The sequence below is a fragment of the Acetobacter lovaniensis genome (genome assembly GCF_014207635.1).
Classification (GTDB): Bacteria; Pseudomonadota; Alphaproteobacteria; order Acetobacterales; family Acetobacteraceae; genus Acetobacter; species Acetobacter lovaniensis.
In genome coordinates, this window is the sequence record NZ_JACHIE010000015.1 from 57782 (window position 1) to 70556 (window position 12775).

General features: G+C 57.6%; 18 protein-coding genes. 12 read left to right on the forward strand and 6 right to left on the reverse strand.

Features of this window, described 5'->3' with window-relative positions; genetic code table 11:
* Genes HNR55_RS13630 through HNR55_RS13640 form a run of 3 tightly spaced genes read right to left on the reverse strand, consistent with a single transcriptional unit; the run spans window position 1 to window position 2356 of the window.
* On the reverse strand, window positions 1-603 hold the full coding sequence (locus tag HNR55_RS13630) for an SLOG domain-containing protein (RefSeq protein ID WP_166116250.1): 603 nt from the start codon (window positions 601-603) through the stop codon (window positions 1-3).
* The gene (locus HNR55_RS13635) at window positions 600-1853 is read right to left on the reverse strand and encodes a toll/interleukin-1 receptor domain-containing protein (RefSeq protein WP_166116251.1); all 1254 of its coding nucleotides are present in this window, start codon (window positions 1851-1853) and stop codon (window positions 600-602) included. Before HNR55_RS13635 ends, HNR55_RS13630 begins: the two co-directional genes overlap by 4 nt.
* 56 nt (window positions 1854-1909) lie before the next feature.
* A complete protein-coding gene (locus HNR55_RS13640; protein ID WP_166116252.1) occupies window positions 1910-2356 on the reverse strand; it encodes a TIR domain-containing protein in 447 nt (148 codons plus the stop codon).
* A 364-nt stretch (window positions 2357-2720) separates the two neighbouring features.
* Here HNR55_RS13640 and HNR55_RS13645 point away from each other — a divergent pair, with 364 nt between their 5' ends.
* The 11 genes from HNR55_RS13645 (at window position 2721) to HNR55_RS13695 (ending at window position 11384) form a co-directional block, all read left to right on the forward strand.
* Window positions 2721-2990 carry a helix-turn-helix transcriptional regulator gene (locus HNR55_RS13645; protein WP_061510010.1) on the forward strand — a complete coding sequence of 90 codons (270 nt, stop codon included), beginning with the start codon at window positions 2721-2723 and terminating at the stop codon, window positions 2988-2990.
* Window positions 2991-4109 (forward strand): replication initiator protein A, encoded by a 1119-nt coding sequence (locus HNR55_RS13650; protein ID WP_166116253.1) that lies wholly within the window; start codon window positions 2991-2993, stop codon window positions 4107-4109. It begins immediately after the preceding gene.
* Window positions 4106-4621, forward strand: a complete 516-nt coding sequence (locus HNR55_RS13655) for a DUF2840 domain-containing protein (protein ID WP_166116254.1) — start codon at window positions 4106-4108, stop codon at window positions 4619-4621. The genes HNR55_RS13650 and HNR55_RS13655 overlap by 4 nt, the downstream gene beginning before the upstream one ends.
* Window positions 4618-5223 carry a S26 family signal peptidase gene (locus tag HNR55_RS13660; protein WP_166116255.1) on the forward strand — a complete coding sequence of 202 codons (606 nt, stop codon included), beginning with the start codon at window positions 4618-4620 and terminating at the stop codon, window positions 5221-5223. The genes HNR55_RS13655 and HNR55_RS13660 overlap by 4 nt, the downstream gene beginning before the upstream one ends.
* Entirely contained in the window at window positions 5207-5542 is a 336-nt protein-coding gene (locus HNR55_RS13665) for a DUF736 domain-containing protein (RefSeq protein ID WP_166116256.1), read from the forward strand. The genes HNR55_RS13660 and HNR55_RS13665 overlap by 17 nt, the downstream gene beginning before the upstream one ends.
* A 58-nt stretch (window positions 5543-5600) precedes the next feature.
* Window positions 5601-6200, forward strand: coding sequence for a lytic transglycosylase domain-containing protein (locus tag HNR55_RS13670; RefSeq protein WP_242005604.1), 600 nt, complete (start codon window positions 5601-5603; stop codon window positions 6198-6200).
* 1057 nt (window positions 6201-7257) lie between these two features.
* Entirely contained in the window at window positions 7258-8490 is a 1233-nt protein-coding gene (locus tag HNR55_RS13675; protein ID WP_373318117.1) for a DUF3363 domain-containing protein, read from the forward strand.
* A gap of 104 nt (window positions 8491-8594) precedes the next feature.
* Window positions 8595-9224, forward strand: coding sequence for a cysteine hydrolase (locus HNR55_RS13680; RefSeq protein ID WP_166116261.1), 630 nt, complete (start codon window positions 8595-8597; stop codon window positions 9222-9224).
* 3 nt (window positions 9225-9227) lie between these two features.
* A complete protein-coding gene (locus HNR55_RS13685) occupies window positions 9228-9683 on the forward strand; it encodes a MarR family winged helix-turn-helix transcriptional regulator (protein WP_166116263.1) in 456 nt (151 codons plus the stop codon).
* Entirely contained in the window at window positions 9643-10728 is a 1086-nt protein-coding gene (locus HNR55_RS13690; RefSeq protein ID WP_264813677.1) for a LysR family transcriptional regulator, read from the forward strand. The genes HNR55_RS13685 and HNR55_RS13690 overlap by 41 nt, the downstream gene beginning before the upstream one ends.
* A gap of 53 nt (window positions 10729-10781) precedes the next feature.
* Window positions 10782-11384, forward strand: coding sequence for an isochorismatase family protein (locus HNR55_RS13695; protein ID WP_166116265.1), 603 nt, complete (start codon window positions 10782-10784; stop codon window positions 11382-11384).
* A 23-nt stretch (window positions 11385-11407) separates the two neighbouring features.
* Here HNR55_RS13695 and HNR55_RS13700 read toward each other — a convergent pair whose 3' ends face one another.
* On the reverse strand, window positions 11408-11632 hold the full coding sequence (locus HNR55_RS13700; RefSeq protein ID WP_114729607.1) for a helix-turn-helix domain-containing protein: 225 nt from the start codon (window positions 11630-11632) through the stop codon (window positions 11408-11410).
* A 49-nt stretch (window positions 11633-11681) separates the two neighbouring features.
* Window positions 11682-11891, reverse strand: a complete 210-nt coding sequence (locus tag HNR55_RS13705; RefSeq protein ID WP_242005608.1) for a helix-turn-helix domain-containing protein — start codon at window positions 11889-11891, stop codon at window positions 11682-11684.
* Between the two features lie 180 nt (window positions 11892-12071).
* Here HNR55_RS13705 and HNR55_RS13710 point away from each other — a divergent pair, with 180 nt between their 5' ends.
* A complete protein-coding gene (locus HNR55_RS13710; RefSeq protein ID WP_166116269.1) occupies window positions 12072-12368 on the forward strand; it encodes a DUF2285 domain-containing protein in 297 nt (98 codons plus the stop codon).
* A gap of 90 nt (window positions 12369-12458) precedes the next feature.
* Here HNR55_RS13710 and HNR55_RS17360 read toward each other — a convergent pair.
* The coding region (locus tag HNR55_RS17360; protein ID WP_221441740.1) for a hypothetical protein at window positions 12459-12775 on the reverse strand (317 nt) is incomplete at its 5' end.

A 12775-nucleotide genomic window follows, 5' to 3' on the forward strand; every position in this document is an offset into this window, starting at 1 on the left:
CTAAGGAGAAGTTAAACCTACTATCCTGCGTATAAGATTAATGTAGCTAATCTCAGATTGCAATTCTGGATAATCATTTTGGAATTTTAGATTCGAGTAATATATATTTCTTGCCGCTGCTCCCGTTGATGCAACAGGAAATACTGGAACTCCGGGGTTTGTATTACAAAATATTTTATATTCTTCTTCTACGCCTTCCATGCCGCCGATGAAAATTCCCCCCAAAAATGGACCTTGCATCATAATATTGCGCATATGGGCCAAGCTCAACTCTCTATTATCGTTTACTGTATCAGTGAGAATAACCCGTTCAAACATTTTATTGTCCTCGGGGAATTGCCGTTTAAAAAATCGGCTTTGATACATCACAACTTTATCGCCAACTGGTATGCCGGCCTGTGCGATCTGGAGCCTAATCATAGGAGAAATTGCCGGATGCCCACCAAATATTAGCTGAATTCCGCTCTCCACGATAACAATAGTTAACGCTCGAATAGCATCTCTTATAGCGATTATGTCCGCCGTATTGAAATAAATCGCGTTGCGTGATGGTAGCGGAATGCTGGCCGACAAAAATATCCGCCGCTCGATAGATGTAGTCATGTCGCACTGGGCCCTTTTATCTTGGATAACCATTTTTTCGCATCTGTGATGCTGAGACTTCGTGCGCAAGCAATGTTGTCGTTAAGCCATTCCAGATGCTGTAGCCATCGACTGCGAATTCCGGTTTGGTCGTAAAGAAGAATAGGCGGCTGCGCGTAGTTACTACCATTATCCAAATCACGCTGGTATAATCTTCCAAGCCACTCGTACCGTTCGGCATCTGGAATGCCAATCGCTGGCATGACTAATGTCCTAGAGCCATTTGAAGCTGCGAGAATGAGGTTGCGCTCTAAGGTTGTGAGTACCTGCATGCCTTCGCTGCGCGCTTCAATTGCGAATTCACGTACGAGAAAGGCGTGGCGTGCGCCGAAAGCTCGTGCGCGAAGTCCTTCAACAGCATCGACGATTTTGGATACTTCAAGGTCTTTAAGTTGTGCGGACAGACCAAGCGTATTCGATCCTACAAAGTCACTGTTTGAGAGAGGATGGAACATACTGAAAGCAGCTGTTGCGCCTTCCGTTTGTCCCGGCCATAAAATTTGCAGGAGTTGAATATTAGAGGTATTTGCTCTGGCAAGCTCTTCCTCAGTCCATCGGCTAGCCAAAAAATTAGGCGTATCCAGTACTACCGCAACGTCAGTATCAGCTAGTCTATGCCATAAAATTTCCTGAAATGGCTCCCCAGGGCGAATTACACCTTGGGTATCAAGGAAGACATCAAAACCAGCGGCATCAAGCGCTTCATAAAGTTGAGTAGCCACACCGCTCGATTCGACCCGTCTATAACTGATGAACAAGCGTCGCTTTTCTCGCAGAAGGCCGAAGCCTTCAAGGATGCGTGCGGCAAGACGTTCAAAATCGTTTCCGCAGTCCGCTAGAGAGCATCCATTTAGTGCCGCAACTTCAGGTGTAACCATTGTGCTAAAATTCGTAATATTTTCGACTATAGGAATTATCAAGATGCCATCGTCGAGAAGGGTTTTGAGTCTCTTGCTGTCAGTATTTGATAGTACGGGAGATGGGACCAAACCAAAAAAAACTGCAACCGTGGGCATACGGCGATCAATATCTGTATTCTCATCGTTTGACTTAAAATTGATCAAAAACTTCTTTTGATTTACGCCTAAATTATCAAAGGCTCGTTGTACGGAGGCGATAAGGCGTATGGTATATTCTGTTATTTTCGGATTACCTTCTTGCCCTAGAACCACGAGTTGGTAATTGCCGGTGAGTGATAGAGGTGGGTTCATTGATAAACCAATCTTTGTCTTCTAATTATTAAGAATATCATAATTATATATGAATACTATTTTCCGGCAGCTTTGGCTGCGGTCTCGATCCACTCTTTAAGTTTGATATGATTGATGTATTTATATATAGGATAATTGTTCTTAGTAAGAAGATATGGTGCGCTTCCTGCAGTATCTACCTCTCCTGAAAAATTCTTTAAATCATGAATCTGAACGCCCAGAATACCATTTCCACGATCAATTGATTTTTGGATTTCGTAGTTGATAAATTTCCTCCCTGATGTTTGATTGCCAATGCAGACTACTGTTACGCTTGTTCCAATTAGCCCATCATCAATTAGCTTCTTAACTGCATTGTCGCTTTTTTTCTTTGCGTCTTCCCATAGTGAACTATCTTTGAAGCCTGCAGCCGATTCATCGATAATTTCTGGCAGGTTTCGAATTTGGTTCACGCGCACAATGTCGCGTTGATAGTGGAAGCTAAAGAATACGCGTCGTACCATGGTTTCCCCCTTGTCGAAGCCCTAGGTGCTTCATCATACATAAACCGTAGGCTACTGCTAGAGTTACCGTTAATTCTGAGTTTAACAACCACACTTTTATATTACTTATTATTTATGGTTAATGTCATGTTGAAGTCCAAAAATACAAATGCACCATTATACTATTTTGTATTTTGTATTTTGGTTTTTGGTGGAAGATGTCGAATTTTTTTATTGTGGTCTTTTTCAATAATCGTTTCCAGTCAGAGTGTCGGAAACAGCCCCTCCCGTTTCCGGCACTCTCCAGACCGCCGATCCTCCGCCACGGTTCGCCATGGCCCGCTGTCGTGACCGACAGCCGCCGAACCCAACCGGAGGCCCGATCATGCTCGATCCCAAGACGGGGTTGCCGCCCCGTTTCCTGCGCACGCCCGATGCGGCGCGCTTCCTCGGCATTTCCATCCGTACGCTGGAAAAGCACCGCACCTACGGCACCGGCCCGACCTATCGCAAGATCGGTGGTCGCATCGTCTATGCCCTCGCAGACCTCCAGGGATGGGTGGAGAACGGCGTCCGCAGGTCCACGACCGACGAGACACCCTGCCGTGTCTTCCCAGCCCGCCCACTGACCCCGGCCGAGAAGGCGACCCTCTGAATGGCCGGCGTCGCCCCGCAGCGCGGTCAGCACGGGCGGGAGAGTGAGCGGCTACGCCTCGATCCCTTCGTGATCGCGGGCGGCGATGCCCGCCCCCGTGACCAGCGTGACCTGATGGAGCGGCCGTTCTTCTCCCTCTCCAAGGTAAAGCGTGTCGCTCCGATCTTCTATGAGGCGGGCGGTCAGCGGGTCGAGATTCATGGCCTGGCCGAGCACGGCATGGCGACGATCTGGGATGCCGACGTGCTGATCTGGGCCGCCAGCCAGATCGTCGAGGCCGAGAATGCTGGCCTTCGGACATCCCGTTTCGTGCGTTTTACCCCGTACCAGCTTCTGACGGCCGTGGGCCGTGCCACGGGCGCTCGGGAATACCGTCTGCTCAAGGCCGCGTTCGCCCGCCTGCAATCGACCGTGATCCGCACCACGATCCGCAACGGCGAGCACTGGCGCCGGCACCAGTTCTCCTGGATCAACGAATGGGAGGAACGGATGACACGCGACGGCCGTGTCGAGGGCATGGAGTGTGTCCTGCCGGACTGGTTTTATCGCGGCATCATCGACCGCTCGCTGGTCCTGACCATCGACCCCGCCTATTTCCGTCTGACCGGAGGCATCGAACGCTGGCTCTACCGCGTCGCCCGCAAGCATGCCGGGCATCAGCCGCAGGGTTGGCTCTTCGAGATGGCGCATCTCCATGAAAAATCCGGCAGCCTGGCGCGTGTCTCAGATTTCGCGCTCGACCTTCGGCGTATCGCCGCCCGCCAGTCGCTTCCTGGTTATCGCCTCGCGATCCGGCGCGAGGGGCGGCGGAAACTGCTGCATATTCGTCCCGTCAACTTATCCACAGTGCCTGTGGATGACGGTGTGGACGGACACGGGATTTCGGGCGCAGGGACTATCGGGACTTCGGGCGCATCACTATCGGGATTTCAGGCGCACGAACCCCAGTTAAGTCTTTGGCCTGAAATGCGGAATCGCGCTCCTAACTTAGAGTCTAACTTAGACTCTAACTTTTTGATGTTGGGGCGACCGGATACCAACGGTGGTGCCGGTGCCGCCGACAGATCGCGTGATTCGCACACGCGCGGTCCTTCTCCCATGCCGGGAGACGGGCCATGACCAGCGCCACAACGTCCCGTGCGCGGGGCAACGCCCTGCCGTTTGTACGCGATCCACTGACCCATGTGGAGTTGACCCACATCGACAAGCGGGTCGAGAACTGGGTCAGATTCGGCCATGAGGCTCAGGAACAGATCCTCGACCGACGCCGCCGTATCTTCTCCTTCTGTCCCGGCAGCATCTTCGCCTTCGTCCGGTGGGTGGCCAACGATTTCGGCACGATCGCGTCACGCATCGACATCCTGCGCACCGTGGCACCGGGAGAACCCTGCCAGACGGTCCCGTTCGTCCAGCCGGGCGGTGAAATCCTGCTGAGGGTCGCGGGCTGGCCGAAGGTTGAGCAGGTGCTCCGTCATATCGATGCGGTGGAAGAGGCCGGCATCGACGCCTGCGCGGTTTCGCCCGATCACTGGCGGCATGTCGGCAACCGGCTGAACGCGGGTGAGCCGTCGCGCCCCTACACGATGGCACGTCACCGGGCCTGGCTCAGACGGCGAGAGATCAGGCCATGACCCGCTTCGGTTATGTCATGGCGACGTATTTTGCCGCGATGGGCGTCGCCGTCGCCGCCATCGTCCCCGTGCCGGTGAAGCTGCTCTGGAACGCCTCCGCCAGCACGCCCCTCGGTCTCTACGATCTTACAGCGCCGAACGGGCTGAAGGCCGGTGATCTGGGCGCCGTCAGGCCGCCCAAACTGCTGGCCGATTTCATGGTCGGGCGCGGCTATATCGGGCGGGGTGTGCCGCTGCTGAAGCCCGTGGCAGCGCTGCCGGGGCAACAGGTCTGCCGTGTCGGCGGTACCGTCACCGTGGATGGTGTGCCGTTCGGTGAAGCGCAGGAGCGTGACCGGCGCGGGCGCGTGTTGCCGGTCTGGCAGGGCTGCCGCCGCATCGCACCGGATCAGATTTTCCTCATGAACCCGTCCGTTCGCGACAGTCTGGACGGCCGCTATTTCGGCCTGCTCCCGCGCACGGCCGTGATCGGCCGGGCGACACCGCTCTACACCGACGCGCGCGGCGACGGCCATTTCGTCTGGCACGGCCTGTTCGCTGACAGGCCGATGCCGCGCCTTCGCAACATCGCTATGGAGACTTCCCATGCCGCAGATCGGTAGCTTCACGCGCGAGAAGACCGGCTTTGCCGGCCGCATCCAGACCTTCCTCGGTTCCCATGAGATCGTCATCGTGGTGGCCGAGAAATCAGATTCTGACAATGCACCGGATTATCGCGTCCATCGCGACGACGAGGACGGCCCGGAGGTGGGTGCCGGCTGGAAACGCACGGGCGAACGGGCTGGCGATTACGTTGCCCTGCTGATCGACGATCCGCTCCTGCCGCAGCCGTTGCGCGCCAATCTGTTCCGTGACGGCAACAGCGGCGCTGTCTGGTCGCTGCACTGGAGCCGTCCCCAAAGGCGCGATGGGCGGGACTGACGTCATGTGGAAGCAAGCCCGGAGCGCGTGTCTGCTGGCGGCGGGATGTCTCGTGTCCATGGTGCCGGTTGCTGTATCGGCGCAGACAATCGACGTCCCATATGCCGCCGAGATCGCCGAGGCGGCGCAGCGTTTCGACATCCCGACGACCTGGATCAGGGCCGTCATGGGGGCCGAGAGTGCTGGCGATCCGGGCGCCGTTTCGTCAGCGGGCGCGATGGGGCTGATGCAGATCATGCCCGGCACATGGGCGGATCTGCGCGTCCGGCATCATCTTGGCCGTGATCCTTACGACCCGCACGACAATATCATGGGGGGCGCGGCTTATCTCCGTGAACTGCATGACCGCTACGGTTCGCCGGGTTTTCTCGCCGCCTATAACGCCGGTCCCGATCGCTATGAGGCATCATTGGAGGGGCGTCCGCTGCCGTCGGAAACGCGCGCCTATGTCGCCGCCATTGCGCCGTTCATTCAAGGCGGCGGCGATGCTCCCGTCATGATCGCGGCGGCCGATCGGTTTGCGTGGACCCGTGCGCCGCTCTTCATCGTGCAGTCGGATCGCAATGCGGCGGGTGCGTCTGGGCGCGATATGCCGGGGATCATGCCGCGAGCGGATGGCCTGTTCGTGGCGCATGGCGGCATGGGATCGCGGCCATGATGACAGGGCGAGGGGCAGGGGGTGGAGAGGCGGAAAGAGGGCAGAAGAGGGAGCGCAAGATTAAAGCGGACGGCACCCCATGGGGCCGATCCGCAGGGCAAGCCCTTGTCTGCACATTGTTTTGGGTGGCACCCCCTTTGAGGGGGTATGGTGCCGCGACAGGCGGCGAAGCCAGCTTCCACCCCGTTTTTCGCGGCACTCTTGCCTATTTTTGGCAATTTCGGGCGGATAGGCGGCCATGAGAACCGGCGACGACAACCGCTTCCGCCCGAGGCTGGGCCGTATCCGCACCGCCACGCTGAAGGGCGGTCGTGCCAGGAGTTTCCTCACCAAAGTGCGGACGGTCACGCGCCAGCAGCAGGCGGCGAGTGGCGTGAGCGGACGCCCCCGAGGGGGCAGTCCCGGACGTTCCCCGAAAGGGGAGGGAAGCATCGCGTCCGGGCGTGGCGTGCGGCGTGGAAGGGGGGCGACGTTCGTGCGCGCCCGGAACCTCTCGAATGGCTGGAGCCATCGTCGGCCGGGGAGCCGTCGTGTCATCGTCAAATCCCGTTCCGTCCGTGGAGCAGGCCGAAACGGCAAGGCCGCTGCCCATCTCCGCTACATCCAGCGCGACGGCACCGCCCGCGATGGCGAGCGGGGACGGCTCTATTCGGGGACGGAAGACCGTGCCGATGGCGACGCCTTTCTCGATCGTGGGCGTGACGACCGCCATCAGTTCCGGTTCATCGTCTCACCGGAGGATGCTGGGGATCTTGCCGACCTCACCGGCTACACCCGCGACCTGATGGCGCAGGTTGAAGCTGATCTCGGCACGAAGCTCGATTGGGTGGCCGTCAACCACCATAATACCGGCCATCCGCATGTGCATATCGTCGTCAACGGTCGTGACGACCTGGGCGAGGATCTGGTCATCAACGGCGACTATCTCGCCAACGGCATCCGCGAACGGGCGAGCGAACTGGTGACGCTGGAACTCGGGCCTGTCACCGAGATCGAGCAGCGCCGCAAGCTGGTTGTCGAGATCGACCAGGATCGTTTTACCCGCATCGATCGGGCGATGCTCGCGGAGGCCGAGGACCGGTTTCTCGATGTGCGCCACGAGCCTGACGATCCGCGCGGCCAGGGGGACCGGACGCTGCGCCTGAGCCGCCTCGGCAAGCTGGGCGATATGGGCCTCGCCACGGAGCATGCGCCGGGCGTGTGGGAACTGAGCGAGCGGCTGGAGCCGACGCTACGCGAGATGGGCGAGCGCGGCGACATCATCCGCACGATGCAGAAAGCACTCCGGGCGGAAGGCACCGAGCGCGACCCGATGAGCTTTGCGATCCATGATGCAGCACCTGCGACGCCGATCGTCGGTCGCGTCATCGATAAGCATCTGTCGGACGAACTGGGTGAGGAACTGACGCTGATGGTCGATGGGATCGATGGCCGCGCGCATCATGTCGCGGGCATGGACGCGGCCCGTGTCACAGAAGCATGGATCGGCAGCATCGTCGAGATTGGTCCACCCGACAGCGCCGGGCGTCCTTCCGATCGGGCGATTGCCGGCATTGCCGAGGGCGGTGTCTACCAGCCGAGCCGTCATCTGGAACAGGCTCGGTTCGAGGGGCGGGTGCCGGGCGGCGATTATGACGGTTTTGTCGCCTCCCACGTCCGGCGGCTGGAAGCCCTGCGTCGTGCCGGTATCGTCGAACGGATCGATGCCGACCAGTGGCGTATCCCCGATGATTTTGCAGCCCGAGCCGCGGCCCACGATGCGGGGAGGGGCGGACCGGCAAATATACGTGTCCTTTCGACCTTCGATCTCGACAGGCAGATCGGCGCGGATGGCGCGACCTGGCTCGACCGGCGGCTGGTCGGAGGTGCTGTGTCCGATCTGGTGCCCGCCGGCTTCGGGGAACAGGTGCGGGAGGCGATGGAGCAGCGGCAGAAGAGGTTGATCGAGCAGGGTGATGCGGTCCGTCGACCTGACGGGCGCGTGAGCTACCGGCGCGACCTGATCGCTACACTGCAGGAGCGGGAGGTGGCTCGCGTGGGGGCGGAATTGGCGACGACGAAATCCGTGCCGTTTCGGGCGGTCGCTGACGGCGAGACGGTCAGTGGTACGTTCACCGGCATCGCTCAGCTATCGAGCGGGAAGTTCGCCATTGTCGAGAAAAGCCATGAGTTCACGTTGGTCCCATGGCGGCCGGTGATCGAGCGTCACCTTGGTCGAGAGGTGACGGGCACCGTGCGGGGTGGAGCTGTGTCGTGGGAGGTAGGGAGGCAGAGGGGGCTGGAGAGATAATTGAGATTTCCTTGACATAATTCCGAGGTCCATCTAGTTACCATGATAACTATATGGACCTTAAAGTACCACGTCTACCTCAGTCCATTGTAGCGGAGATACTCATGCTTTCACCATTCGTCCAAAAGAACGACAGCGCACTTGTCTTTATCGAATTCCAACATGAGTGGCTGTCTGAAGAAGGTGTTCTTCAGAAGCGGCTAGTGATAGATAAAGAATGCTTTCGTAAGTCCGTCATTCAGGCATCAAAAGTTCTGGAAACTGCTCGTAGCGTTGGCTGGAATATTGCTCACGCAGGTCTGGATCTTAGTGATGACCGGGAATTCCTTCTGTTTGGCAGAGGGGAAAATAAATTTGGATTGCGAGGCGCTATTCCCAAAGTTGGGACATGGGATCGTGTGGGCTCTAGTTTTGTTGAACCCTTTGTTCCAAGAGACGGAGAATTTGTAGTAAAAGGGCGTTCCGGGGCCAGTACGCTCAAAAACTCAACGCTTGATCCATTTCTCCGTAACAACGGGATAAATACGATTTTTTTGATGGGGTACGCTACGCATATTTGCGTTGAGTCTACTCTTAGAGAAGCACACGATCTCGGCTACAATGCTTATATTGTAGTCGATGCGTGTGCTGCTTTTGAGAAAAATCAGCAGAATTACGTGCTTGAGAATATTGTTCATCATTTTGGGGAGAAGACCGACGCACAATCATTGATCATGCATATGATGGGAAGTTAGGTTGTGTTTTTTCTAAAATCTCTTCCAACTCGCAACGTGCTGATTGAATATAAAAAACGATTTCCAAACATGGACATCGAAGCTGTCGAAAGTGCCCTTAATTTACTGCGGCAAGCAAGTCTGCTCGAACGGCATCTGGATGCATATTTTTCCACTCAAGGTTTGTCGCAGCTCCGATTTTTAATTTTAATTGTTCTTGATAGAGAAAATAGGAAAGCTTCCCTTAAATCCAGTGATATTGCGGACCGTCTCGATATTTCCAGGCCAGTTATGACAAGAACCATTCAGGCCTTAGAAAAAGCGAAGGCTGTCCGTATATCTGAAGATGAATTTGATGGGAGAGCTAAGGTTGTCTCCCTTACTGATTGTGGACGTTCGATACTTTATAATTCGCTCCCTGGATACTACGATATCATTCGTGACTTCATGGAAAGAAATCGCGATTCTACCGTTTCATGAGAATGAAATGCAAAGAGGTCGGCTGATTGGACAACAAGGAATATTTGATGCGAGCCAAAGAACGCTTGCTCGTGTCCCACTTGTTTCGTTGAGGCAGGCTCTTTCGGTAGCGCAGCATCTGAATTTTCGCCACGCAGCCGATGCACTCGGCGTTACTCAATCGAGCGTGAGTGCCCGGATCAGGGCGCTAGAAGAGACACTTGGCATCGTCCTGTTTGAGCGGCGTCCTCGCGGCGTCCGGCTGACCGAGGCCGGGCGCCGCTTCGTCGCCGAAGTTTCCGCAGGTATCGAACAGATCGACCATGCTGTCAGGACGGCCGGTGCCATCGCCGATGGCACGGTCGGGCGCCTCGCGATCGGGGTAAACGGCTCGATCGCGTCGGGATTCCTTGCTGATCTGCGCCGGTGCTATCGCGCGGCCCATCCAGCAATCGAGCAGAGCATCGTCGAGGGATCGTCCTCGCATACTCTCGCCATGATACGCGACGGCAAGCTCGATGTGGCATTTATCATCAATGTCGCCGATGTGCCGGACTGCCATAGCCGGCACCTTTGGAACGAGGCCCTGATGATTGCCCTTCCTGCCGCGCATCCGCTCGTAGCTCTGGAAACCCTCGCCTGGGCAGATATCGTCAAGGAGACCTTTCTCGTCCGGCAGGGTGGGGCAGGGCCGCAGGTTTTCGAGCATATTGTGCGCCGCGTGGCAGATCACGGACGATCGCCACGTCTCCAGCGGCGTGACGTCGGACGGGATACTCTGATGCATATGGTCGCGGCAGGAGAGGGGATCACGCTGACCCATGAGGCGGGGAGCCATGTGCCATTCCCCGGCATCGTCTTCCGTCCGATCAACGACGAGAAGGAACACGCCCGGTTCAGCGCCGTCTGGTCGCCACAGAACCGCAGCCCCGCCCTGCGGAATCTTCTGGACCTCGCCACACATATGAGTCGCCTGGACGGTTTGACCATGCAGGCTCAAACCGTGCCATCATCGTTTCCAGTCAAGATACCGGGACATCACGAAACGGGCGGTGCAAGCTTATGAAGTTATGAAGCGCTGCTCTGTAAAAATAGCCTGTTACCAAGAGGAAAACCCCAATGACTCTTGAAACTTTCCGCCAGATCTACGGTCTCGACGACAGCCCGTCACCGCTCGACCGGTCGGTGCTGATCTTGATCGACATCCAGCGCGAATATCGCGACGGGCGGGTGCCGCTCGCCAATGTCGATGCGGCGGCAGATGAGGCCGGGCGGCTTCTTGCCCTTGCGCGTCGCAATGGCGTGCCGGTCATCCATATCGCCCATGACGCAGGACCAGGCGCTCCCGCCTTCTCCAGCGATGGACCGTATCGTGATTTCCTGCCGCAGGTGACGCCCCGCGAAGGGGAGACGGTTCTGTTTAAGACTCACGCCAATGCGTTCATTGGTACGGGGCTTGCTGACCGTATCAAGGAAACGGGTCGGAACGAGGTCATCATCGCCGGAGATACGGTGGGTGTCTGCGTGTCCACCACCGCCCGCGCGGCAGCGGAGGAATACGGCCTGCGTGTGACCTTGGTGGCAGACGCCATTGCCGCACGCGATGTCGCCGATCCGCTGGGTGGGATGATCGCAGCGGAAACCGTGCGTCGCGTTGCCCTGGCCGAACTGGCGGATATGTTCGCGGTCGTCGTGAAGGACAGCACCGTGTGGCAGGAGTGAGGGTGTCTTTTCCCCTCAGCCGGTCAGCGCGGACTGGCCGGGACAGCTTGCAATAACGCGCCCGGTTCCACGTCCAGTGCCTCTGCAATCTTTCCCAGGATCGTAACGCTTGCCGACACGTCCGCGCGTTCGATCGCCCCGACATAGCGGGTGCTCAGGCCGGCGCGATCGGCCAGCTCTTCTTGCGTCATGTCCCTGTCATGACGCATCCGACGCAGGTTGACCGCCATGACCTCCTTGAGGTCCATGCCGTTATCGAGACCCGTGTCGGAACGATCGTTCCAGGAATGATCGTTCCTATTCGTCCTGGCCCGTGGTATTCTCCCCGTCCGGTGGGGACTTTTCCGTGTCGTGTGCGAGACGGACGAGAAGATCCGCGCTGGAAACGCCAAGGGCGGATGTTATGTCGGCGAATTCAATGACATCGATTCGTCGCTCGCCATTCTCGTATTTGGCGACGAAGGATTGCGGTTTGCCGAGTGCGGCCGCCAGTTCCGCCTGCGTCATACCTCCGGTCTTGCGCGCTTCCGTAAGGAGCGATTGCAGCAAAAGCTGCCGGGGTGTGCGCAGGGATTTCTTCACGCGGAACAGCTCTCCGACGGGCAGGGGAGCCGTTCCGATAATCCTGATTTAGGATTATCCCATTTTAGGATATGGTTGACTGCAATCCTGCTGGAGGGCTGTCGGATGACAGCAAGACCCGAACTGGACCCCGATGTCGATGATCTGGCACCGACCGTGCCGACGATCACGACCTATGACGAAGTGCATTTCATCACCTATCTCCGCCTGCTCGACGCCGAGGCGGATCGGGCTGACTGGACGGAGGTGGCGCGGATCGTGCTGCACCGCGACCCGGCTGACGGAGAGCGCACGCGCATCTGTTGGGAAAGCCATCTTGTCCGTGCACAGTGGATGACGAAAATCGGTTACCGGAAGATTCTCGAGCAGGCCGTGATCGACGCCCGCGCAACCCGGCACTGACCGTCCTTTTTCTACGCCATGGTATCCGGCGGTACGATCGCGACTCATTATATATTGCCTGCCGCTTGGTCGCCCCTTCTCTGATCGGTTTCATTCCCCAAGCCGATTGGAGCCCCGATGTCCGGAAGCCGTGTCCTGTGGGGGCAGGTCGCCCTCGTTCTGTTGATCGTCTTCGTCGCCATCTGGAGTGCCACGGAATGGACGGCCTGGCGTCTCGGCTTTCAGCCCCAGCTTGGCGCTCCCTGGTTCACGGTGGCGGGCTGGCCGTTCTACGATCCGCCGGCCTTCTTCTGGTGGTGGTATTTCTACGACGTAAGCTTCCGGTGTGAGACGCCTTGTTGAGTTTATGGTGTGGTGATGTGCTTTGTTCATGACAGAGCGATCAGAACAGAATGATGCTTGTGTCG